Here is a 23,553-nt window from a genome sequence, read left to right as displayed (position 1 = left end):
CCACCGCACCTCCGCCGTGCTGTGAGGGGGCTAGACCATGGTCAGAACCCGAGCGGGGTCGGCGAGGATGGTGCCGATGTCGGCGAGAAAGCGGGAGCCCTGCTCGCCATCGACCAGACGGTGATCGAACGACAGGCTGAGCGTGAGCACCTTGCGCAACGCAATCTGACCGCGATACTCCCAGGGCCGCGAGCGAATGGCGCCCATCGCGAGGATCGCCGCCTCCCCCGGGTTCAAAATGGGCGTTCCGGCATCGATGCCGAACACCCCAATGTTCGTGATCGTGATCGTGCCGCCGGACAGTGCCGCCGGGGCGGTCGTGCCAGCCCGGGCCGCCGTCGTCAGCTCGGCGAGCGCCGCGGCGAGGCCGCGCAGGTCGAGCCGGTCGGCGTCGACGATGTTCGGCACCATCAGTCCACGCGGGGTGGCCGCGGCGATGCCGAGGTTCACGTAGTGGAACTGAACGATTTCGCCGGCCGATTCATCCCACCGGGTGTTCACCGCGGGCGTGCGGCCAACGGCGAGGCAGAGTGCTTTGGCCACCACGGTCAGGATTCCAATGCCGGCATCGGCAAAGGCCCGGTCAGCGCGCAGGGAATCGAGCAGTTCCACGGTCGGCGTGACGTCGATGGTGAGGAATTCGGTCACGTGCGGTGCCGTGAATGCGCTCTGCACCATGGCCTTGGCCGTGAGCTTGCGCAGGCTCTTGATCGGCGCGCGGGTCTCACGCTCGAACACTCCTGACCCGGATCCGTCGGGCGTCGATACGGGCAGACCGGTCGTTGGCACCGACTCGGTGATGTGGGCGCGCACGTCATCTCTGGTGATCAGGCCGTCGCGCCCGGTCCCGGTGACCGTGGTGAGGTCGATACCGAGATCGCGGGCCAGGGCGCGCACCGGCGGGGTCGAGCGCGGCCGGTCTGCAACGGATGCTGCGGCAGGCTGGTCGGAGACGGCAGGCGTTCCCGGGGCTGCCGCTGCCCGGTCGGTGACGGCAGACGTTCCGGGGGCTGCCCGACCGACGGACGCAGCCGGCACTGCCGTGTTGCCAGCGGCCTGACCGCCAGCGGAACCATCAGCCTCAGCAACGGCGGGCCCGCCGGCTGAGACCGTCACGCCGTCACCCGGCCGGGCCCGGCGCTGCGGGTGCCCGCCGCTCTCGACGGCAGGTCCGTAGCCGACCAGGTTGGCCTCGCGCTTCTCGGCTTGGGCGGGGGCCGCAGCATCCGTTACACCGGTATCGGGGGTATCGGGGGTATCGGCGTCGCCACCCACGTCGAAGCTGACGATCGGCTCGCCGACGTGCACGACCACACCGGCCGGACGGTGCAGCTCGCTCACCACACCGGCGAACGGGCTCGGCAGTTCGACCACGGCCTTGGCCGTTTCGACGTCGGCGATGTGCTGGTTGAGCGTGACCGCATCGCCCGGCGCCACGAGCCAGGCGACGATCTCTGATTCGGTGAGCCCCTCACCGAGGTCGGGCAGCTTGAAGACCTTGATCATCGTCGCCCCATCGCCCGGTCGACGCCGTCGAGAATGCGGTCTAGGTCGGGCAGGTGGTGACTTTCGAGCTTGGCCGGCGGATACGGCACGTCGAAGCCGGTCACCCGCACCGGGGCGGATTCCAGATAGCTGAAGCAGCGTTCAGTGACGGTCGCGATGATCTCGCCGCCGAGTCCACCCGACTGGGCCGCCTCGTGGGTCACGACCAAGCGCCCGGTCTTGCGAACGGATGCCTCCACCACCATGTAATCCACCGGGGACAGCGACCGCAGGTCGATGACCTCGATCGACACGCCCTCGTCGGCCGCAGCGAGCGCCGCATCCTTCGCGGTCGACACCAGCGCGCCATAGGTGAGAAGCGTGACATCCGTTCCCGGAGTGACGATGACGGCCTGCTCCATCGGGGCGCCGAGCTCGGGAACGACCTCACCCTTGACGTGGTAGCGACGCTTGGGCTCGAAATAGAGCACCGGGTCGTCGCTCGCGATGGCCTGCCGAATGAGGCTGTAGGCATCCTGAGCGTTGGAGACGGCGATCACCCGCAGGCCGGAGGTGTGGGTGAAGTAGGCCTCCGGTGATTCGGAGTGGTGTTCGGCCGCGCCGATGCCGCCGCCGAACGGCACCCGAATGGTGATGGGCATGCGCACGGCCCCCTGAGTGCGGTAGTGGAACTTGGCGACCTGGCTGACGATCTGGTCGAAGCCGGGAAAGATGAAACCGTCAAACTGAATCTCACAGACCGGACGGTAGCCGCGGTAAGCCAGTCCGACCGCGGTGCCGATAATCGCGGATTCGGCCAGGGGTGTGTCAATAACCCGGCGAGCGCCGAACTGGGCGAGCAGATCGCTGGTGACCCGAAAGACACCGCCGAGGGCCCCGATGTCCTCGCCGAGGAGCACCACCTTGGGGTCGTCGAGCATGGCCTGGCGCAGGCCCTCATTGATTGCCTTCCCCATGGTGAGGGTCTTGGTCTCGGTCAGTGGGACCGGTTTCGGGGCATCAAGGCCGGGCAAGCTGGCGGGGGTCATCAGGGTGGTCATGGTCATCGTCCTTCTCCAGGTGTGCCGAAGCTCGTGAGGTAGCCGGCATAGTCGGTGCGCTGGCGCTCGAGGGTCGCGTTAGGGGTGGTGTACACGTGGTCGAACACGCTCAGCGGTTGTGGGTCGGCCAGGCCGATGCAGCCGGCGCGTAGTTCGGCAGCCACCTGGTCGGCGATGGCCTGGGTCTCGGCTTCGACCTCTGGGGTGATCACGTCAAGCCGCTCCAGCAGCCGGTGCAGCCGCAGCAGCGGATCGCGGGTCTTCCATTCGGCGAGTTCGGCCGGGTCGCGGTAGCGGGTGGGGTCATCCGCTGTGGTGTGCGGTCCCATGCGGTAGGTGACCGCTTCGATGAAGGTGGGGCCGCCGCCGGTGCGGGCCCGGTCGAGGGCGATCCTGGTCGCCGCCATCACCGCGATCACGTCGTTGCCGTCGATGCGCAGGCTCGGGATGCCGAAGCCCGGTGCCCGATCGGCGATGTTGCGGTGTGCTTGCAGCCCGACCGGTTCGGAGATGGCCCACTGATTGTTCTGGCAGAAGAAAACCACCGGGGCCTGAAAGCTTGCGGCGAAAACCATGGCCTCGTTGACGTCGCCCTGGCTGGTGGCGCCGTCGCCGAAGTAGGTGATGGCGACCGAGTCGACTTCGTCGCGCTGGGCGCCGAGCGCCCACCCGGTGGCGTGCAGGGTCTGCGCGCCGATGATGATGTTCGGCGTGGCCATATTGACCGTGTAGGGATCCCAGCCGGACTGGGCGTTGCCGCGCCAGACCTTGACGATGTCGGTCAGGTTGACGCCGCGACAGTAGGCGACGGCGTTCTCCCGGTAGCTCGGAAAGATGAAGTCGTCGCTGCGTAGGGCGCGAGCGGACCCGACCTGCGCGGCTTCCTGGCCGAGCAGCGGCGGCCACAGTCCGAGTTCGCCCTGGCGTTGCAGGGCGGTCGCCTCGGTGTCGATGCGGCGCACTACGACCATGTCGCGGTACAGGGCCAGCAGTGCCGGACCGTTGAGATCGTCGACCCACGGGTCGAAGTCGGGCCGGGGCATCCGCTCGCCGTCAAGCGAGAGAAGTTGCACCAGCTGAGGGGAGAAATCAATCATGGTTCGCTCCGAGCGTCATTGCTAAAGTTGACGTGAGCCTATGTCGACCCCGCAGGGAGCACAACCGCTGACGAAAAAAGTGAGCAAAGTGCCCTATTCAGACTCGTCAGACCGTGTTAAAGTTTTGCACTATGTACAGCCTTGACAAGACCGACACACAGCTCCTGCAAGCCCTCTCGGCCGACCCGCGCAGCACCTTCGTCGCCCTCGCCGAGACCCTGGGGCTGTCGCGCAACACCGTGCAGGCCCGCATGAAACGATTGGAAGATTCGGGCGCCTTTCTCGGCTTTGACCGCCGCATCAATCCGGCCGCTCTGGGCTACCCGCTGACCGCGTTCATCGAGGTGCATGTGCAGCAGAAGCGCCTCGCTCAAATCGTGATCGATCTCGCCAAAATTCCCGAAATCGTGCAGGCGCACGGCATGAGCGGGCAGGCCGATCTGCTCGTGCGCGTGGTCTGCACGGATGCCGCTGATCTGTTTCGGATCGACGGCACGATCCTCGCCTGTGATGGGGTCGAGCGCACCGAAACCTCGCTCGCGATGGGCGAGGTCATCCCGTATCGCCTCACCCCGCTGCTCGACCGGCACGCCTAAGCACGATTCGATCTATTTGCTAAATTCTTCATATAGTTATATAAAGAAGTAATGAAGTTTCTCGCGCTGGTAGTCTTGCGTCCAACCAGACGCACCGCAGAATCCGTCGCCTGCCCAGCACCTTCGACTTTCGCGTTCCCCACAGAAGGCTCCAGCTTCGTGAATATGCATGCAGACCAGGGGCTCCGATGAGCTTCCTTCGATTGGCCACCCTCATTCGCCACGGCGGACGTATCGCCGAACCGGCGCCGACCGCCCCGCCCCTGTTTCCCGGAGCTGAAGTCTTCGGCGGAAGCGTACAGGTGCGCTATATCAACGCCGGCGGCTGCAATGACTGTGCCCTGGAAGTTTCTGCAGCCTTCGGCCCGGTCTACGACGTGGAACGCTACGGCGTCCGTCTGGTGCCCTCGCCGCGGCATGCCGACGTGCTGCTCATCGTCGGCAGCGTGACCCGCAATATGGCCGAGCCGTTGCGCCGCACCATCGAGGCCACCCCCACCCCCCGGTTTGTGATCGTGGTCGGCGACTGCGCCATCCACGGTGGCGCCTTCCGCGACGGCTATGGCATTATGGGGCCCGTTTCTGATTTCGTGCACGTCGATATCGAGGTACCCGGCAGTCCGCCGGAACCGACCGAGATCGTGCAGGCCCTGCGCCGGATGACCGGCCGATGACGGGTAGCGGAGCCGGGCTCCTGCTGCACACCGAGACCGGAACGGGCCTGCTCATGCAAACGGGTACCGGAGCCGGGATCCTGCTGCAACTGGGCCTCGGCGCGCTGGCCGTGGTGACCGCCCTGCTGGCCGCACCGTCCCTGCGGTCGCGGGCCGGCGGCATCCTCTGCACCCTGATCGCCGTGACCGGTTTCGTCACCGGCCTCGCCGCGATGCTCGGCTCGACCGGCGGCCTGCTCATTCCCCTGGCTCTGCCGATGGACCCACTGCTGCTGGCCCCCGACCGTCTCGGCGGTCTGTTCATGCTCATCGTGTCGGGCGTCGGCATACTCGTCTCGCTCTACTCGATGAGCTCGACCAGCGGACCCGACGCGAGCCGCACCGCCTGGGTCGCCATGCCGGTGTTCCTCGTGGGCATGCAGCTCGTTCCCGCGGCGACCGACTCGGTGTCGTTCCTGCTGGCCTGGGAGGTCATGACCCTCGGCTCCACCGTTCTCCTGCTGGCCGATCACGCCAGCCGCGCCTCGGTCGCCTCGGCCGGCATCTGGTACTCAGCCATGTCGCAGTTGAGCTTCTTCTTCATCCTCGCCGGATTCGCCGTGCTCGCCGCAGCTTCGGGCGGCACCAGCTTCGCCAGCCTGCAGGCGATCGAACCCGGCGGCTGGGCCGCGAACGTCGCCTTTGTACTGTTCCTGCTCGGTTTTGGCGGCAAGGCCGAACTCGTTCCGCTGCACGTCTGGGTACCCCGGGTACTGCCCGAAGCCCCGAGCCACGTCTCGGCTGCGATGAGCGGCGCTATGGTCAAGATCGGCGTCTACGGCGGCCTGCTGGTCTGCGTGCGTCTGCTGCCCGACGGTCCGGCCTGGTGGGGCATTGCGATCATGCTGGTCGGTGGCGCATCCGCTTTGTACGGCATTCTGCAGGCCTCCGTGTCAAGTGACCTCAAGGTTTTGCTGGCGTACTCGACCACCGAGAACATGGGTCTGGTCTTTCTCGGCCTCGGCGCGAGCATGCTGCTGCGCGGCTACGACGCGCAAGCGGCAGCGGATGCCGCGCTCGTCGCCGCCCTGCTGCTCGCCGTCAGCCACGCCGCATTCAAGTCCACGCTGTTCCTCGGTGCTGGCGCCATTATCCACGCCACCGGCGAACGCAACCTCGACCGGCTCGGCGGCCTCGGCGCCCGTATGCCCGTCACTGCCGCCGCGTTCGGCATCGCCAGCCTCGGCGCGGCCGCCATCCCGATCACGAGCGGTTTCGTCGCCGAGTGGATGCTGCTGCAGTCCCTCATTCACGGCGGTCGTCTCGATGGGGCGGTCGTCTCGGTCGCGGCATCCGTCGCTATGCCGCTCGCCGTCGCCGTGATCGCCCTGACCGCGGGGCTGGCCCTGCTCACCTTCGTCAAGGCCTACGGCATCGCCTTCCTGGCCCGGCCACGAAGCACCGCCGCAGCGGATGCCCGGGAAGTGCCGGCGCTGATGCGCATTTCACTCGCCCTCGGCGCCCTGGCCGTACTCGCTCTCGGCTTGCTGCCGGGACCGATCGCCGCCCTCGTGGCGACCACGGTCAGTTCGGACCCGACGGCCGCTGTGCGGTCCGTCGGACTCGGCGGGGTATCGCTGCCGGGCATCGGCGCTGTGCTCGACCCGATCATGCTCGTCGTCCTGTCGGCCCTCGTCGCCATCCCGGTGATCGTCGCGATCATCGTCTCGGCCCGCCGGCATCCGCACCGTACCGTCGACCTGCCCTGGGGTGGCGGCGGATCTCGAGCCCGGCCACGCATGCAGTACACCGCGACGTCGTATGCGGAGCCGCTGGTTCGCGTCTTCGACGACGTGCTCAAGCCCTCCCGTGACGTGCAGGTCACCCACGTGGCCGAGTCCCGCTATCTGGTGGAACGCGTGCGGGTGGAACAGAGCGTCTCCGATGTGATCGAGACCCGGCTGTACCGTCCGGTGCTCAACCTGTTCCAGCGCTACGGCGTGGTCGTGCGGCACGTCGCCAACGGCAGCATCCACCGCTACCTCTCCTATTCCTTTGTGGCGCTGCTGATCGTGCTGATTGTGGTCTCCCTATGAACAATTACGACGCGAATGCCACGGACGTCAGCGCCATCATCATCGCCCTCGTGCAGGTTGTCTTGTTCGTGTTCCTCGCCCCGCTGCTGATGGGTGTGATCCGGCAGGTGCGAGCCACCATCGAGGGCCGCGCCGGCGCCGGAATCTGGCAGCCCTGGCGCGACCTGCGCAAGCTCCTCGCGAAGAACCCGGTGCGCGGCACCGACAGCAGCTGGATGCTGCGAGTCGGTCCGGTCGCCCTGGTCGTGTCGAGCCTGCTGCTCTGCGTGCTGCTGCCGCTGGTCGGCACGATTCCGTTCGCGCTGATTCCCAGCGACCTGTTCGTCATTGTCTCCATCATGCTGATCGGCGTCGTAGCCCTCGCCCTGGTCGGCCTCGACGGCGGTACCGCCTTCGGCGGCATGGGGTCCAGCCGACACATGACGGTTGCCGCGCTGGTTGAGCCGACCCTGCTGCTCTCGGTCTACGCGTTCTCAATTCCGGCCGGAACCAGCACCCTGTCGGTCATCGTTGAAACCCGGCTGCTCTCCCCCGAGCTGATCATCTCGCCGGTCAGCGTGCTGGCCCTCGTCGCGCTGTCGATCGCCATTATGGCCGAGACCGCCCGACTGCCCATCGATAACCCTGGCACTCACCTTGAGGTGACCATGCTGCACGAGGCGATGACGCTCGAAGCGAGCGGACGTGACCTCGCCTGGCTCGAAGTCGGCTCCTGGCTGAAGCTGGCTGCCCTGCTCGGCCTGGTCAGCAACCTGATCGTGCCATGGGGCATCGTCACTGATTTCAGCGCCCTGGGCCTCGTGATTGGCGTCGTCTCGATCGCCGTGAAGGTGCTGGTGCTGGGGGTGCTGCTCAGCGTCGGCGAGATCTTTCTCGCCAAGGTACGCCTGTTCCAGGTGCCCGAGCTGCTCGCGGGCTCGTTCGCCCTCGCCTTCCTGGCCGTCACCGCCTCCTATCTGGTCGCCTGAGGAGCATCCGTCGTGTTTGAAACCTTCTTTCCGCAACTGATCGGTCTCTGTACCGGAGCCCTGCTGCTGACCAGCGCGCTCATGGTCTGGCGACACTCGCTGCTCGCGTCCATCCGTCTGCTCGCGCTGCAGGGCGTCGCCCTCGCCGCGCTCGTTGCGGTGATCGGCATCGCCGAGGGTGAGTCCGAACTCGTGCTCGTGTCGCTGCTCATCCTCTCGGTCAAGGGCATCGGACTGCCCTGGGTGCTCGCGCACCAGTCCAAGGCGTCGATCAAGCAGATTCAGGAGTCACCCCGGCTCAATCCGACCGCCGCTCTGCTGGCCGTCACGCTCCTGACGATTCTCAGCTACGTCGTCGTCAGCCGGATCTTCGGGCTCGGCGACACCACGACAGGCCATGCTGCCCCGATCGGGCTGGCCATGGTCCTGATCGGCTTCCTGCTGCTGATCAGTCGGCGTCGCGCCCGCTCGCAGCTGATCGGCTTTCTACTGCTCGACAACGGAATTGCCACCATCGCGTTTTTGACCAGCGGCGGCGTACCGATTCTGCTCGAGTTCGCGGTCTCCCTCGACGTGCTGCTGGTCGTGCTCATTCTGCATGTTTTTGCCGGCCGCATGCGCACCAAGTTCGGCGGCACCGCCGTCGATCAGCTCAGAGAGTTGCACGATTGATGTCAGTTATTCTGTGGATGCCCCTCGTCGGCCCACTCGTCTTCGCCGGTCTCAGCCTGCTGCTGCGCGGGTCTTCGCTCCGCCGTTTCGTCGGTGTCGCCGCATCGAGCGCCGTGCTGGTTTCCGGCCTGTTCCTGATCGGTGCCGTGCTGGGCGGCGATGTGCCCTCCGCCGGCGGCGGCATGCTGCGCGCCGATGCTCTCTCGGCCTATATGCTCAGTGTCGTCGGAGCGGTCGGACTCGTCTCCACCTGGGGTGGTCTCAGTAGCGCGGCGTCGAGCCGCACCCGGGATGCCGCCGGCTACGAAGCGCTTATCGCCCTGTTCCTGGCCGCTATGTCCCTCGCCGTGCTCGCCGACAGCATCGGCCTGATGTGGGCGGCCGTCGAAGCCACGACCATCGCCACCGCCTTTCTGGTCGGCCACCACCGCACCCGGCGGTCGCTCGAAGCCGCCTGGAAATACGTCATCCTCGGCTCGGTCGGTGTCGCGATCGCGCTGCTCGGCATCGTGCTCATCTACGCCGCTTCGGTCGGCACCGACACCCCCACCCTGTCCTGGCGTCTACTGAGCCAGGCCGACCTCGGCCTCGACCCAGCACTCATCACCGCCGGCGGCGCCCTCGCCGTGCTCGGATTCGCGACCAAGTCCGGCCTGGCCCCGATGCACAGTTGGCTGCCGGATGCCCACAGCCAGGCCCCGGCGCCCGTTTCCGGCCTCATGTCCGGCGTACTGCTCTCGGTCGCCCTCTACGCCATCCTGCGCATCCAGTCGATCACCAACCTCGTGATCGGTCCGGAGTTTCTGCGCACCATGCTTTGCATCGGCGGGCTGCTGTCCCTGCTCGTTGCCGCATCCCTGCTCATTCGGCAACGCGATTACAAGCGGATGCTCGCCTACTCCAGCATCGAACACATGGGGCTCATGGCGATCGGTGTCGCCATCGGCCCGGCTGCCCTCCCGTCGGTGTTGCTCTACATTCTCGGCCACGGCTTGATCAAGGCGACCCTGTTCGTCATCTCCGGACGCATCCTGAAGATCGAGGGCACCCCGGTGATCGCCGATGTGCGGGCTCTGCTGGTGCGACGACCCGGGCTCGCCATCCCCTGGCTGATGGCCATGGCGGCGATCGTTGGCTTTCCCCCGTTCAGCATCTTCTTCTCCGAGGTCGGCATCATCATGGCCGGCTGGTCGGTGGGACTCGGCGGAGTCGTCGGCGCGGCCCTCCTGCTGCTGCTCGTCATCTTCGCCGCCTTCACCCGGCTGACCGTGCAGATGACCATCGGCGCTCCCACGGCCACCGTGCCCCCGAGCCCCCAGGCGTTCACGCCGGACTATTCCACCCACGGTCCAATTTTGCCCATCATCCTGGCCCTGGCGACCACAGCGACGATCGCCTTCGTGGCCGAGCCGGTCGGCACTCTGTTGCTGCAAGCCACAGCCGTTCTGGGAGGCACCAAGTGATGCGCGATGACCGACGAGCCAATGATATGACGCCTGAAGACCACGCCGCCGATGAGTTGGCTTCCGGCCGCTCCACCGAACGCGGCCTGGCCGCCGGCGACGGTGCCGAGCTGCGGCACCTCGACCGTTCGAGGCTGGCGACGACAGCCGGTGCCCTGTTGGATGCCGGCAGTCGTCTGGCCCTGATCGCGTGCCACGAAGACAGCGACCAGTTTCGCATCGTGTATTCCTTTGTCGGAGCAGACCCTTCCCTGCGCGCTGATCTGTCAGTGAGCGTGCCACGCACGGACGCCTGGATTCCCAGCCTCGCCGAACTGTCGTTTTCGGCCGGGAACTTCGAGCGGGAGATTCGCGATCTGTACGGTGTCGAGCCGCGGGATCACCCGCAGCCCCACCGTTTGGTGCGCCACGGCCACTGGCCGCGCGGCTGGTATCCCATGCTCAAGGCCAATTCGGTCGTACCCGAGTTCGAGCCCGACGTAGAATCCTTCCCGTTCGTCCCGGTCGAAGGTCCCGGGGTTTATGAGATCGCCGTCGGACCGATTCACGCCGGGATCATCGAGCCCGGACACTTTCGGTTCTCGGTCGTCGGCGAGACGATCGTGCGCATGGAAGCGCGCCAGTGGTACCTGCACCGCGGCGTCGAGAAGGTCTTCGAGGGCAAGAACGCGGCTGAGGGCGTGCTGCTCGCCGAGCAAATCAGCGGGGACACGGCCGTCGGCCACTCCCTCGCCTTCGTCATGGCCGTCGAGCAGGCCACCGGCACCCCGGTCTCCGAACCCGACCGGCTGTTGCGGGCCTTGCTCCTGGAACTGGAGCGGCTGTACAACCACGTCACTGACCTGGGCTCACTCGCCAACGATGTCGGCTTCGGCATCATCGACGCGCACGCTCAGGGCCTGCGTGAGCAGCTCATGCGCATCAACAAATCGGTCACCGGGCACCGTCTGCTCCGCGGCGCTCTCACCATCGGTGGTACCAGGGTCACCGCCCTGCCGAACGCCGACGATCTGGCGCGCATTGCCGCCGCCATGGCCGAACTGGCCGAGATCACGCTCGGCCACGCCATCGTGCGCGGCCGCTTCACCGGCACGGCCCGCCTGTCCCGGGCCCATGCGACCACGCTTGGCACGCTCGGCTACGTCGCCCGCGCCTCCGGAATCGAGACCGACGCTCGCCTTGAGCATCCGTTCGTCAATCTCGGCGAGGTCTTTCACATCGTGACCGAGGACGGCGGCGACGTGCTCGCTCGCTACACCGTGCGCGCTCGGGAGGTCAAGGTGTCGACGGCCATCGTGCTCGACTTGCTGAAACGACTGCAGGGGCACACGGGGACCGCGTACAGCGTCAACCCGACCGCGGCCGGAACCGGGCTGGCCCTGGTCGAGGCCTGGCGGGGTACGGCAACCCACCGAGTCGAGCTCGCCGCCGACGGCACGCTCGCCCGGGTCAAGATCGTCGACCCGTCGTTCCTGAACTGGCCCGCCGTGCCGCAGGCCCTGTCGGAAACGATCGTTCCCGACTTTCCGCTCACCAATAAGAGCTTCAACCTCTCCTACGCCGGCAACGACCTGTAGGCCGCGTCGCGCGGGTGTTAGTCCTGCTCGAGGTGGCGCAGCAGTGCGTGCGAGTCGGTGAGGCTGGCCAGCACCATGCGCTTGGCCGCGGCCAGCAGCTCCACCGCGCCCTGGTCGCGCAGCGCATAGAAGATGGAGTTGCCCTCGCGCCGGGTCACCACGACCCCCGCCCGCCGCAGCACACCGAGCTGCTGCGACAGGTTGGACAGCTCGCAGCCGAGTGCTTCGGCGAGTGACCCCACCGAGCGTTCACCGGCGACGAGCTGTTCCAAAACCTGCACCCGCAACGGATGCCCGAGCGCCTTGAACAGGTCGGACTTCAATTGGGCGGCGGGCAAACCAGAAGACAACACAGGTTCAGTATATCGCTACCTAATGATTCTTTCAATTAGATGGCTGCCGCTGAATGCGTATCGCTGAATACGTACGCTGAATACGTACGCTGAATCGCCGTTAGCGGAGGCGCAGCACCCCGTCATTCACGAGGGCACGAGTGTAACCGAGGCTATTGCCAAGCGCGTTCGGGTGAAAGTTGGCCGGCGCGAACGGGTTCAGCGCATCAAATGCGAAGTATGGAACGCGCGACCCGATGCCGTGTGCAGCGAATTCCTGCGCGGCATCGACAAAGTGGATGCGTGGCGTCGCCATCGCCGCCACGGATCCCGCGATAACAGTGTTCAGTGCGTCAGTGGCACCATTGAGCACGTCGCCCAGCGGGGAGAATCCCGGCTTGAACTGGCGCGGATAACTGAGCACCGCGATCTTCGCCTGCGGCAACGTCGCCGCCACTAGACCGTAGGTGCCCACGAGCTTGGGGGCCAGAACGCTCAGCTGAGCCACGCTGTCTTGGATGGCGTCGAGGCAGACCGGGCCGGCCGGGTCGGGCGCACACGCCGCCAAAACGATGGTGGAGCCGGCATCGATGCCGCCGACGGTCAGCGTGACCAGAGCGGTACTCTGGCTGACCCCGAGAAGCTGAGCGGGAACATCCACTGTGCTGGCTCCGGAACAGGCTTTGTTCGACACGAGTTTGAACGGACTGACCAGGTCCGCGAAGATCGGGTAGCTGGCGCGCTTGGAACGCAGGCACGCGGTGCCGTCCAGCACGTAGGGCGGGGCACCCTGACCCGAGGTGAACGAGTCGCCGAGAGCGACGTAGCTGGTTGCGGAGGCTTTGACGGACGGAGAGGTCTGCGCGAGCGCCGGGGCGCTCACCGCGCCGGCCAGCAGGGCAACAGTGACCAGGGCGACAGCGCCGAGGCGAGGCAAAAACCGTGAAGCCAATCGTTGATTTGTCATGCCACGAACGTAGACCCGGTGCGGGGCCTCAACAAGGCGTGCGCGGGCCTTCTTTCGCGTCAGAAACGCGAAAAGGCCCGCACTGCAAGCAGTGCGGGCCTTCCGTCTACCCGACCGACCTGGCGAGAGGTGATCGGGAGATCTATTGGGGCAAGGTTTAGTCTTACGCCTCGATCGAAGCGTCTGCGCTGTCGGAAGCCGCAGCGCGACCTTCGGTGTCAGCAGCCTCATCGAGCACCGGAGCGAGCGAGAGCTTGCCACGGTCATCGATCTTCGTGATTTCCACGAGAACCTTCTGGCCGACGCCGAGCACGTCTTCGACGTTCTCGACGCGCTTGCCACCAGCAAGTTTACGCACCTCGGAGATGTGCAGCAGACCATCCTTGCCCGGGAGCAGCGAAACGAAGGCACCGAACGCGGCGATCTTGACGACGGTTCCGAGGAACTGCTCGCCAACCTCGGGGTTGGTCGGGTTCGCGATGGCGTTGACCTGGGCGCGAGCGGCCTCGGCTGACGGCCCGTCGACGGCTCCGATGTACACGGTGCCGTCTTCCTCGATCGAGATGTCGGCACCGGTGGTGTCCTGGATCGAGTTGATCGTCTTGCCCTTCGGGCCGATCAGCTCGCCGATCTTGTCGACCGGGATCTGCACGCTGATGACGCGCGGCGCGGTGGGCGCCATCTCGTCGGGAGCGTCGATCGCCGCGTTCAACACGGAGAGGATCGTGGCGCGGGCATCCTTCGCCTGGTTCAGCGCGCCGGCCAGGACCGAGGCGGGAATACCGTCGAGCTTGGTGTCCAGCTGGATCGCGGTGATGAATTCGCTCGTGCCGGCAACCTTGAAGTCCATGTCGCCGAGGGCATCTTCGGCACCGAGGATGTCGGTCAGCGCCGCGTAACGGGTCTGACCATCAACGGTGTCGCTGATCAGGCCCATGGCGATACCGGCGACCGGGGCGCGCAGCGGCACTCCGGCGTTCAGCAGCGACAGGGTCGAAGCGCAGACGGAACCCATCGAGGTGGAACCGTTGGAGCTGAGCGCCTCGGAGACCTGACGGATAGCGTACGGGAACTCCTCACGCGTGGGCAGCACGGGAACCAGGGCACGCTCAGCGAGCGCTCCGTGGCCGATCTCGCGACGCTTCGGCGTTCCGACCCGGCCGGTTTCACCGGTCGAGTAGGGCGGGAAGTTGTAGTTGTGCATATAACGCTTTTTGGTGACCGGGTTCAGCGAGTCGATCGACTGCTCGAGCTTCAGCATGTTCAGCGTGGTCACGCCCAGGATCTGGGTTTCACCGCGCTGGAAGATGGCCGAACCATGCACGCGCGGGATGACCGCAACCTCGGCATCGAGCGGACGGATGTCCGCAAGTCCACGACCGTCGATACGGATGCCCTCGTTGAGCACGCGTGAGCGAACGACGAGCTTGGTGACCGACTTGTACGCCGCGTTGACCTGGTTGTTGGCGCTCGCGTCGAGCTCGCCGGCTTCAACCTTGGCCGCGATGGCGATCTTGACGGATGCCTTGAGCGCGTCGTCAGCGTTCTGACGCTCGACCTTGTCGGCGATCGTGTAGACCGTCTTGAGCTGGTCGTAGGCCAGCGCGGCGACCGCGTCGTAGGTGGCCGGCTGGTACGGCGGGAAGAGTGCGAAGTCGGCGGTCGGCTTGGCGGCGGCATCCGCTACCTGCTGCTGCGCGAAGACAAGCTGCTTAATGAAGGGCTTGGAAGCCTCGATGCCCTGGGCAACGACGGCTTCGTTCGGCGCGATGGCGCCGCCCTTGATCAGGTTCCAGGCTGCGTCGGTCGCTTCGGCCTCGATCATCATGATCGCGACGTCCTGCACACCGTTGGCGTCCGTGACGACACGGCCGGCGACGACCATGCTGAACACGGCGTCATCAAGCTGCGAGTGCTTCGGGAAGGCAACCCACTGGCCGCCACCGTTCTCGTCCGGGATGAGGGCGACGCGAACGCCACCGATCGGTCCGGAGAACGGCAGTCCGGCGAGCTGCGTCGACATGGAGGCCGCATTGATCGCGAGCACGTCGTACAGTTCGTCGGGCTCGATGGCCAGAACGGTGATGACAACCTGGATCTCGTTGCGGAGACCATCGACGAACGACGGGCGCAGCGGCCGGTCGATCAGACGGCAGGTGAGGATGGCGTCGGTCGAGGGACGACCTTCGCGGCGGAAGAAGCTGCCCGGGATGCGGCCGGCTGCATACATGCGCTCTTCAACGTCGATGGTGAGCGGGAAGAAGTCGAAGTTGTCCTTCGGCTGCTTGCTGACGCTCGTGGCGGAGAGCAGCATCGTCTCTTCGTCAATGTAGGCGGCGGCAGAACCCTGCGCCTGCTGGGCGAGACGCCCGGTTTCAAAACGGATGGTGCGCTTGCCGTACTTGCCGTTATCGATAACGGTTTCGGCGAACGTGATTTCTGGACCCTCCATGTGGGGGTTTTCTCCTTTAAGTTTGCTTCTCGCCATGCTGGCGACGAAGGCTCGCGTGCCCGTATGACAGGCGAGTTGGACGGGTTGATCTCACAATCAACCCCGCCAACTCTAACAGACCTGTTAGAAAGCGCCCATCAGGCCGACGGCCTAGCTGGCAACCGGCGTGGCAGCATCCGTCATTCCGATGGGCACAGCCGCTGCGGCGGCCGACAATGAGGCGTGGGTGGGCCCGGAAGGCACGGTGGCCGGTCGATTTTTGGCAAACTCGCGGCGGAGCACCGGCACGACCTCTTCGCCCAGAAGGTCAAGTTGCTCCAGCACGGTTTTCAGCGGCAGACCGGCGTGATCCATGAGGAAGAGCTGGCGTTGGTAGTTCCCGACGTAGTCGCGGAAACCGAGGGTGCGGTCGATGATCTGCTGCGGGCTGCCGACGGTGAGCGGGGTTTGCTCGGTGAAGTCTTCCAGCGACGGGCCGTGTCCGTAGACGGGTGCGTTGTCGAAGTAGGGGCGGAATTCGTTCACGGCGTCCTGGGAATTCTTGCGCATGAAGATCTGGCCGCCGAGACCGACGATGGCCTGCTCGGCGGATCCGTGTCCGTAGTGCTCAAACCGCTCGCGGTAGTAACCGACCATTTTCTGGGTGTGACTGGCCGGCCAGAAGATGTGGTTGGCGAAGAAGCCGTCACCGTAGAAGGCGGCCTGCTCGGCGATCTCCGGACTGCGGATACTGCCGTGCCAGACGAAGGGCGGCACACCATCGAGCGGGCGCGGCGTTGATTGAAAATCCTGCAGCGGGGTGCGGAACTGGCCTTGCCAATTCACCACGTCTTCACGCCAGAGTTTACGTAGCAGCGCATAGTTCTCCAGGGCCAGTGGGATGCCCTGACGGATGTCCTGGCCGAACCACGGGTACACCGGGCCGGTATTGCCGCGACCGAGCACGAGATCGACCCGACCCTCGGACAGGTGCTGCAGCATCGCGTAGTCCTCGGCGATCTTCACCGGGTCGTTGGTCGTGATCAGGGTGGTCGCGGTCGAGAGGATGATGCGGCGCGTCTTTGCTGCGATGTAGCCGAGCATGGTGGTCGGGGACGACGGCACGAAGGGCGGATTGTGGTGCTCACCGGTGGCGAAGACGTCGAGGCCTACTTCTTCGACCTTCTGGGCGATCGTGACCATTGCCGAGATGCGCTCGTGCTCGGACGGTTCCCGCCCGGTCGTGGGGTCAACGGTGCGATCGCCGACGGTGAAGATTCCGAACTGCATGTAAACCTCCAGGAAAATCAATGCGTTTGCATTGATATTACCAGTAACTGCGGCCGGGTTGACCGCATTCCCGGCAGTAAACCGCCCCGAACTGGTGCCATGAGAATGGGTGGCACACGTTCCAGTGTCAGTCAAAGTGTTAGTGACTGAAATGAGGATGCGCCGATGCAGGGACTCGCGCGGGTGGCGGCAGCCGGAATGATGCGTACCTGGGCCGCGATCAGCATGCAGGGCAGCGTCACCATTCCGCAGCCCAGCGACACCCCGGTGGCCCACTCCCCCGGCATCGACAGCGATCGCATTCTCGTGCTCGGCAGCGGGCCGGCCGCCGGCTGGGGCGTCAGCAGCCACGACCTCGCGTTGCCCGGTTCGCTCGCTCGGGCGCTTTCGGGGCGCACACAGCGCGGAGCGGACGTCGCCCTCATTGCCAGCTCGATCGGGCTGCTGGCCTCCGCGCAGGTACAACTGCGTGGGGCTGACCTTCGGCGCCTCGATGCGATCGTCGTCGTTCTGGGCGTCGGTGACGCCCTGCACCTCACGGCCGAGCGAACCTGGCAGGCCGACCTCACTCGACTACTGAATTTTGTCGAACGACACACGAATGACAGCGCGTACATTTACGTTCAGGGTATCCAACCCATTCGTGCTATTCCGATCTTCAACAGCCTCGGCGGAACAATTGCCGATCGGCACGCCCGATCGCTCGACGCGATCACCGAACGGGTCTGTCTGTCGATGCGTCGCTCCGTATTCGTCCCCGTGGCGGACGCCGAGTTTCCAGCCTCCGCTGGTCTGTCCGATTCCACCGATTATCGCCACTGGGGCGAATTTCTAGCCAAGAAGATGGCGGGGCGTCTGGAGGTCGTGCAGCGCAGCCGCTATCCGGTACCGCTCGGATCCACCGATGCACCGCCCAGGACGGCGCCCATCCGTGGCGGTGACCAGCGCCACCTCAGACGCGGCTGTGACACCCGGTTGGATCATATTGTGGCGCTGGCGCAGCAGTCTTTCGGTACGGCATCCGCTCTCTTCGCTATTCGGGACAGTAATCGCCTGCAGATTCGGTCGAGTACCGGCCCCGCCTTGCCGACCCCGGCCTGGAGCGATTCGATGTCGGCGATGGTCGTGCGCGCACGCGGTGCCGTCATCGTGCCCGACACGCTCGCCGATCAACGCCTGCGGCGCAAAGCCTTCGTCACCGGCGCGCCCCACATGCGTTTCTATGCCGGATTCCCCATCGAAGCAGCCTCGGGCGAGCGCATCGGCGCCCTCGGCGTGTTCGATCCGGAACCGCGCGCGGACTCGGGGGTCGATGCGGTCCTCCTGCGCCAACTCGCCCTCATGATTCAGGAAGAGATGAACACGAACGGCGAGTTTGCCGGCTAGTCGACGGGCTTGGTCGCGGCGCCAGCTTCGACCCTGGCCGCTTCGGCAGCAGCCGCACGCTGCTTGATGCCGAGCACGGAGTGGCGGCGACCGTAGGCGAAGTAGACGAGGAACCCGACGGCCAGCCACACCCCGAACCGTGCCCAGGTGAGGGTGGTCAGGTTGAGCATCAGCCAGACGCAGAGCACGGCCGACAGGATCGGCAACACCGGCGAGAACGGCACCTTGAACGCGCGCGGCAGGTCGGGACGCTTCTTGCGGAGCACGACGACGGCGATGCTCACCAGCACGAAGGCCGACAGTGTTCCGATGTTGATCATCTCTTCGAGCACCCCCACGTCGGTGAGTCCGGCGATGAGAGCGACGGCGGTACCAGAGATAATCTGAATGCGCGCCGGCGTGCGGCGTTTTTCGCTCGTGACGCTGAGCCAGCGCGGCAGCAGGCCGTCGCGGCTCATGGCGAACAGCACGCGGGACAGGCCGAGCAGCAGCACCATGATCACGGTGGTGAGGCCGACCAGGATTCCGATCGAGATCACCTGAGCGGCCCAGCCGGCGCCGACCGCGACGAATGCGGTCGCGAGGGAGGCGTTCGGGTCGTTCGCCAGTACGGTGTACGGAACCATGCCGGTGAGGACGAGGCTGACGCCGAGGTAGAGCACCGTGACGATCGCCAGGCCGGCGAAGATGCCGCGCGGCAGGGTCTTCTGCGGGTTCTTGACCTCTTCGGCGCTCGTCGCAACCACATCGAAGCCGATGAACGCGAAGAACACCAGGGATGCACCGGCCAGCAGGCCGAACAGGCCGTACTGCGCCGGGGCCGCCCCGGTCATGAAGGAGAACAGGGACTGCATCCAGACGTCGCCCTCGCCGCCGGCCCTGGGAACTTCGGCCGGAATGAACGGCGTGTAGTTCGCGGTGTTGATGAAGAACGCGCCGACGATGATGACGAAGACCACGATGGCGACCTTGATGATCGTGAAGACGCTGGCGACGCGGGCGGAGAGTTGGGTGCCGAGCACGAGCAGGGCGGTGAAGATGGCGACGATGACGAAAGCTCCCCAGCTGACGTCGAGGCCGATCACGGTGATCGTCGCTGGAATGTTCCAGCCGGCCAGATCGAACACGGTGCTGAGGTAGATGCCCCAGTACTTGGCGATGACGGCGGCAGCCGTGAGCATCTCGAGAATGAGGTCCCAGCCGATAATCCAGGCGAGCAGCTCGCCGAGGGTCGCGTAGGTGAAGGTGTAGGCGGACCCGGCGACGGGCACAGCCGAGGCGAACTCGGCGTAACACATGATCGCGAGGGCGCAGGTGAAGGCGGCGAGCAGGAAGGCCAGGGTGACCGACGGTCCGGCGTAGCTGCCGGCTGCCTTGGCGCCGACCGAGAAGATTCCAGCTCCGACGGCGACCGCTACGCCCATGATCATGAGGTCCCAGGTGCCGAGGGTGCGTTTGAGGCTGTGGCCCTTTTCCAGCGAGTCTGCTATCGAATCTTCAATACTCTTGATGCGCCTAAGACTCATGCTGATTTCCGTTCGTTATTGCCAACCATCCATGTTAGCAAGCCGCTGTTCTACCCCCGCTCGGCGGCGGAACGCACAACGGGCCGCCACCTAAAAGGTGACGACCCGTTGTGAAGAAGTTCGCGTTGTCAACGCTGCATTCGCTTCGTGCAATTAGACTGCACGAAATTAGCGACGCAGGCCGAGGCTGCCGATCAGTGTGCGGTACCGAGTGATGTCGATGTCCGACAGGTAACCGAGCAGACGGCGACGCTGACCAACCATAAGAAGCAGGCCACGACGTGAGTGGTGGTCGTGCTTGTGCTCTTTCAGGTGCTCGGTGAGGTCAAGAATGCGCTGCGTGAGCATTGCAATCTGAACTTCCGGGGACCCGGTGTCGCCTGGGTGGGTAGCGTACTTTTCGATGATCGCCTTCTTAGCATCTGGTTCGAGTGCCATAAAGTGGGATCCCCTTTCTCTCACTGCGCGGTGCCCTTGGCAGGATGCCTGAGCTCTCTTTATCCGCGGCCGTTGAACGGCAACCTTGATACCCTAGCAGAGCACCCGGGTAAAACCGGCACAACCTCCCGTTTTGGTGCCATGCGCCCGGTCTATTCCCGCCCGCTCATAGCGCTACAGTGGGGGAACAATCGAGGAGGTGCATGAACATGGGTACGTTACTGTATGGCAATCCGAGTATCGTGATCACCTTCGACGATCGTGCCCTCATGCACCTGCAGATCGTGATCAGCACCAAGCTGCGGCGCCGGGAGAGTTTCATTTTCACCTGGTCCGATTCGGCCGACGAGGGAAGTGGTCGCAGCGCGATCTGGCTCGACCCGACGAGCACGCTGTACTACCGATATTTTGGCAGTCGCACCCCGTCGATCAACCGGGACTGGATCGAAGCCCTCATGCTCTCGGCCAACAGTGCCGGCGGCCTGGCGTTCATCGCCGAGCCGACACCGTCGCCGAGCCTTAGCGCGAAGACGCGGCGCTAAGCGTCGGGGGCTGCGCTGCTCTGGGGGCGATGGCACCCAGTGCGTCGGCCAGCGCGGCCAGAAAATGGTCGGCGCTGGCGCTACTGAGACAGAGCGGCGGCTTGATCTTGAGCACGTTTTTGAAGTCGCCGGTGGGCTGCACGATGCAGCCGCGCAGCAGTAGCTCGTCGCAGAGCCGCGCGGCCGCGCCTGTCGCCGGAGTGAAGGCGGCGCGGTCGCTGACCAGCTCGACGCCGAGGTAGAGCCCCATTCCGTACACCGCACCGATCAGATCGAAGCGTTCGCCGAGCCGTTCCAGGCCCTGTTTGAGATGCCGGCCGACGACCTCAGCATTGTGTTGCAGGCCTTCGTCGCGCATGATGTCGAGCACGGTCAGGCCGATGCGGCAGCTCAGCGGGCTGCCGCCAGCCGACGAAAAGAACGGTCCCTCCTCGCTGAAGCGCTCCGCAATGTCGCGGCGGGTGATGACCGCGCCGAGCGGATGCCCGTTGCCCATCGCCTTGGCGATGGTGATGATGTCGGGAACCACTCCTTGTTGCTCGGTACCCCAGAAGTGCTTGCCGAGTCGGGCGTAGCTCACCTGCACCTCGTCGGCGATGCAGAGTGCGCCGCGGGCGCGCATCCGCTCGTAGACGCCGGCCAGGTAACCGTCGGGCAATAACACGCCGCCGGCATTGCCGAATACGGGTTCGGCGATGAACGCGGCTACCGTGCGCCCGGCGTCGGCCAGGTCCCGCAGATCGCCGTCGAGGTCTTCGAGGTACTGCGGGGCAGACTGCATGCCCCGATATTTGCCGCGCACGGCGTTCGGCGCTTCGACCAGGTGCACCCAGTCGGGCCTGGTGTCGAGCGCCCGGGGGTTGTCGGCGACCGAGGAGGAGACGGCATCCGCTGCCAGCGACCAGCCGTGATAGGCCTCGCGCACCGCGAGCACGGTGTCCTGGCCCGTGTAGCTGAGGGCGAGGCGCAGGGCGAGGTCGACGGCCTCGGTGCCGCTATTGACCAGAAAGACGGTGTCGAGCGGGTCGGGGGCGAGTGCGGCGAGGCGCTCGGTGAAGCGCACGAGCTCCTCGTAGTGAAAGCGGGAGTTGGTATTCAGCAGCGACCATTGGCTGCGCGCGGCCTCGGCAATGCGCGGGTGCCCGTGTCCGACTGTCGTGACATTGTTCACCATATCGACGTAGGCCTGGCCGTGAGTATCGATGAGGTGATGTTGCCAGCCACGTTCGATCTGCGGCGGGGCTTGGTAATAGTGTTCCTGTACGCGCGCAAAGGACTGGTCCCGGCGCTGCAGCAGGGCGCCGGCATCGGCCAGTGAACGCGCGGTTTCCAGCCCGAGCAGCGCTGACGGGTCGGGGCAGACCCGCTGCCAGAGCGCCGCGTGTGACGGTGCGGCGAAGAACGGCGGGCGGATGCCGCGAAGCCGGCTGGTCTGCAGGGTCACGCGGGCCGTGGACACGCCGTGGCGGGCACCGGCCGAACTGGCCTGAGCCGCACCGAGAGCGGTACCGAGAGTCGTTCCGGCTTCGACGGTCTGGCCGTCGATGGCCGCGACGTCGATGCCGGTCAGCCACAGGTCAAAGTGGGCGGCCTCGAGCCGCACCGTGTCGGCATCGACGGCCACAACCGTCCCCGCGATCGGCGCGGTGATGTGGCTGCCGGCCGGCAGAATCACCTCGACGCCGAGGGCCAGGGTGACCGATTCCTCGGCCGTGTTAATGCGAGTTTGGGAGAGCCGGTATTCGCCGTAGCGGGTGACGGCGTGGCCGAGCTGGGCTGCGGCATCCGCTGCCACGCGCTCGTCAATGCCGGGTTCCAGCCAGACTCCGGCGTCGAACGCGGCGCTGGTGACCGACAGGTCGACGAGCGCGGCCGGGTCGAGCACACCAGCCAGCGGGTATTCGGTTGCCGCGACCGACGCATCGGGTGCGGTCACGATGAAGCGAATGAGTGCCTCGAGTTCGGCGCCGTCCTGGTCGGCGGCCGTGGCGAAGGCGAGCCACTCGCGGGCACGGTTGGCGTCGGCATAGTCGTTGTCATCATCGAGTTGCACCTGCGCTTCGCCGCTCACCACGAGCACCGCCGTGCGCAGCACGATGAGGGGCCAGAGAGCGGTGAGTTCGGCGTCGGAGAGCGGTACCTGCCTGGCGAAGGCGTCGATGGTGTCGAGAATGGCCAGCGGATGCCGCGGGCTGCGATACAACACACAGGCGCAGGTCGCGGCGAGTTCGGCAACGAGCCAGCCCTGGGCGACGTCGCCGAAGTCGATGACGCCGGAGATACTGTCGCCGTCCCGGCTCACGACGTTGTCGTCGGTCAGGTCGCCGTGGATCGTCTGCACGCGCAGGTCACCCTTGAGCGGGGCGAGCTGCATTCGGGCGGCGTCGGTCACGGTGCGCAGATGTTCGCGGCGCGCCTCGTCATTGACCTGGCCGAGGAGTGCGTCGATGACCTCGCCCCCACGCCGGAGGTCCCACTGCAGAAAGCGGTCGGTTCCCGCGTGCTCGAAGTTGGACAGGCCACGCACGATCCGGCCGGCCACGTCGCCGAGCGAGCGCACCTGCCCGGCCGTGAGCCGCACCGAATCGGTCAGCGGATGCCCGTCGACGTAGGTCAGCAGGCGCAGATCGAGGGTCTGCCCGTCGATCGTGATGCGCTGGATCTCGTTGCCGTCGATCGCCTGGAGCACCGCTGGCAGGTCGAGCCCCAAGCCGCGCAGGTGAGCCAGAGCGGCGTTCTGCGCCTCAAGCTCGACGGCCGCGATGGCCGGGTTGGAGACCTTGAGTACGACCGTGGCGGCATCCGTGTGAATGCGAAAGTTGCGGTCCTGGTTGCTGCCCAGCTCGGTGACGACGCCGATGACGTTGAACCGCTCGCGGGCGAGATCGGCCGCCTGTTCGAGCGTCAGGCGCGGGCGCGGCAGGTGGAAATGGCTCTGCTCGGTCATGGTTCTCCAGTCATGCGGGTGGCAGC

Annotated in this window: 19 protein-coding genes; 9 read left to right on the top strand and 10 right to left on the bottom strand. The window is 65.8% G+C overall.

Going from position 1 to position 23,553, the window contains the following annotated elements:
- Positions 1-30 precede the first annotated feature (30 nt).
- From E3T46_RS10135 to pdhA, 3 genes are all read right to left on the bottom strand, one after another.
- Positions 31-1,506 carry a dihydrolipoamide acetyltransferase family protein gene (locus tag E3T46_RS10135; protein WP_134578464.1) on the bottom strand — a complete coding sequence of 492 codons (1,476 nt, stop codon included), beginning with the start codon at positions 1,504-1,506 and terminating at the stop codon, positions 31-33.
- Positions 1,503-2,462: an alpha-ketoacid dehydrogenase subunit beta gene (locus tag E3T46_RS10130; protein WP_241980616.1), complete on the bottom strand. Its 960-nt coding sequence runs from the start codon at positions 2,460-2,462 to the stop codon at positions 1,503-1,505. Before E3T46_RS10130 ends, E3T46_RS10135 begins: the two co-directional genes overlap by 4 nt.
- An 86-nt stretch (positions 2,463-2,548) precedes the next feature.
- Entirely contained in the window at positions 2,549-3,643 is a 1,095-nt protein-coding gene (gene pdhA / locus E3T46_RS10125) for a pyruvate dehydrogenase (acetyl-transferring) E1 component subunit alpha (RefSeq protein WP_134578462.1), read from the bottom strand.
- Positions 3,644-3,774: 131 nt separating this feature from the next.
- Here pdhA and E3T46_RS10120 point away from each other — a divergent pair, with 131 nt between their 5' ends.
- From E3T46_RS10120 to E3T46_RS10090, 7 genes are all read left to right on the top strand, one after another.
- Positions 3,775-4,239, top strand: coding sequence for an Lrp/AsnC family transcriptional regulator (locus tag E3T46_RS10120; protein ID WP_134578461.1), 465 nt, complete (start codon positions 3,775-3,777; stop codon positions 4,237-4,239).
- A gap of 188 nt (positions 4,240-4,427) precedes the next feature.
- Positions 4,428-4,913 carry an oxidoreductase gene (locus tag E3T46_RS10115; protein WP_092449957.1) on the top strand — a complete coding sequence of 162 codons (486 nt, stop codon included), beginning with the start codon at positions 4,428-4,430 and terminating at the stop codon, positions 4,911-4,913.
- Positions 4,910-6,988, top strand: a complete 2,079-nt coding sequence (locus E3T46_RS10110; protein ID WP_198419181.1) for a proton-conducting transporter membrane subunit — start codon at positions 4,910-4,912, stop codon at positions 6,986-6,988. The genes E3T46_RS10115 and E3T46_RS10110 overlap by 4 nt, the downstream gene beginning before the upstream one ends.
- The gene (locus tag E3T46_RS10105) at positions 6,985-7,956 is read left to right on the top strand and encodes an NADH-quinone oxidoreductase subunit H (RefSeq protein WP_134578460.1); all 972 of its coding nucleotides are present in this window, start codon (positions 6,985-6,987) and stop codon (positions 7,954-7,956) included. The genes E3T46_RS10110 and E3T46_RS10105 overlap by 4 nt, the downstream gene beginning before the upstream one ends.
- A gap of 12 nt (positions 7,957-7,968) precedes the next feature.
- Positions 7,969-8,628, top strand: a complete 660-nt coding sequence (locus tag E3T46_RS10100; protein ID WP_092449961.1) for a hypothetical protein — start codon at positions 7,969-7,971, stop codon at positions 8,626-8,628.
- Entirely contained in the window at positions 8,628-10,091 is a 1,464-nt protein-coding gene (locus E3T46_RS10095; protein ID WP_134578459.1) for a proton-conducting transporter membrane subunit, read from the top strand. Before E3T46_RS10100 ends, E3T46_RS10095 begins: the two co-directional genes overlap by 1 nt.
- Positions 10,092-10,117: 26 nt before the next feature.
- Entirely contained in the window at positions 10,118-11,668 is a 1,551-nt protein-coding gene (locus E3T46_RS10090; protein ID WP_134578458.1) for an NADH-quinone oxidoreductase subunit C, read from the top strand.
- A 17-nt stretch (positions 11,669-11,685) separates the two neighbouring features.
- Here the strand turns inward: E3T46_RS10090 and E3T46_RS10085 are convergent, their stop codons facing one another.
- The 4 genes from E3T46_RS10085 to E3T46_RS10070 form a co-directional block, all read right to left on the bottom strand.
- A complete protein-coding gene (locus tag E3T46_RS10085) occupies positions 11,686-12,021 on the bottom strand; it encodes a metalloregulator ArsR/SmtB family transcription factor (RefSeq protein ID WP_198419179.1) in 336 nt (111 codons plus the stop codon).
- Between the two features lie 100 nt (positions 12,022-12,121).
- On the bottom strand, positions 12,122-12,967 hold the full coding sequence (locus tag E3T46_RS10080; RefSeq protein ID WP_134444399.1) for an SGNH/GDSL hydrolase family protein: 846 nt from the start codon (positions 12,965-12,967) through the stop codon (positions 12,122-12,124).
- A 163-nt stretch (positions 12,968-13,130) separates the two neighbouring features.
- Positions 13,131-15,419 (bottom strand): polyribonucleotide nucleotidyltransferase, encoded by a 2,289-nt coding sequence (locus E3T46_RS10075; RefSeq protein ID WP_134578456.1) that lies wholly within the window; start codon positions 15,417-15,419, stop codon positions 13,131-13,133.
- Positions 15,420-15,569: 150 nt separating this feature from the next.
- Entirely contained in the window at positions 15,570-16,688 is a 1,119-nt protein-coding gene (locus E3T46_RS10070; RefSeq protein WP_134578455.1) for an LLM class flavin-dependent oxidoreductase, read from the bottom strand.
- Between the two features lie 165 nt (positions 16,689-16,853).
- Here E3T46_RS10070 and E3T46_RS10065 point away from each other — a divergent pair, with 165 nt between their 5' ends.
- Positions 16,854-18,074, top strand: a complete 1,221-nt coding sequence (locus E3T46_RS10065; protein ID WP_134578454.1) for a GAF domain-containing protein — start codon at positions 16,854-16,856, stop codon at positions 18,072-18,074.
- On the opposite strand, the gene E3T46_RS10060 is transcribed toward E3T46_RS10065, so the two are convergent.
- Together E3T46_RS10060 and rpsO are read right to left on the bottom strand one after the other, a co-directional pair.
- Positions 18,071-19,600, bottom strand: coding sequence for an amino acid permease (locus tag E3T46_RS10060; protein WP_134578453.1), 1,530 nt, complete (start codon positions 19,598-19,600; stop codon positions 18,071-18,073). The genes E3T46_RS10065 and E3T46_RS10060 overlap by 4 nt on opposite strands.
- Positions 19,601-19,768: 168 nt before the next feature.
- Entirely contained in the window at positions 19,769-20,038 is a 270-nt protein-coding gene (gene rpsO, locus E3T46_RS10055; RefSeq protein ID WP_092112143.1) for a 30S ribosomal protein S15, read from the bottom strand.
- Between the two features lie 209 nt (positions 20,039-20,247).
- On the opposite strand from rpsO, the gene E3T46_RS10050 reads away from it, so the two are divergent.
- On the top strand, positions 20,248-20,580 hold the full coding sequence (locus tag E3T46_RS10050; RefSeq protein WP_134578452.1) for an ATP-dependent DNA ligase: 333 nt from the start codon (positions 20,248-20,250) through the stop codon (positions 20,578-20,580).
- Here the strand turns inward: E3T46_RS10050 and E3T46_RS10045 are convergent.
- Positions 20,558-23,527 carry an aminotransferase gene (locus tag E3T46_RS10045; RefSeq protein WP_134578451.1) on the bottom strand — a complete coding sequence of 990 codons (2,970 nt, stop codon included), beginning with the start codon at positions 23,525-23,527 and terminating at the stop codon, positions 20,558-20,560. The two genes, E3T46_RS10050 and E3T46_RS10045, sit on opposite strands and share 23 nt — an antisense overlap.
- Positions 23,528-23,553 lie beyond the last annotated feature (26 nt).

Origin of the sequence: Cryobacterium sp. Hh11 (assembly GCF_004404045.1) — a bacterium.
Classification (GTDB): domain Bacteria; phylum Actinomycetota; class Actinomycetes; order Actinomycetales; family Microbacteriaceae; genus Cryobacterium; species Cryobacterium levicorallinum.
This window is presented reverse-complemented; position numbering and strand designations above follow the sequence as displayed.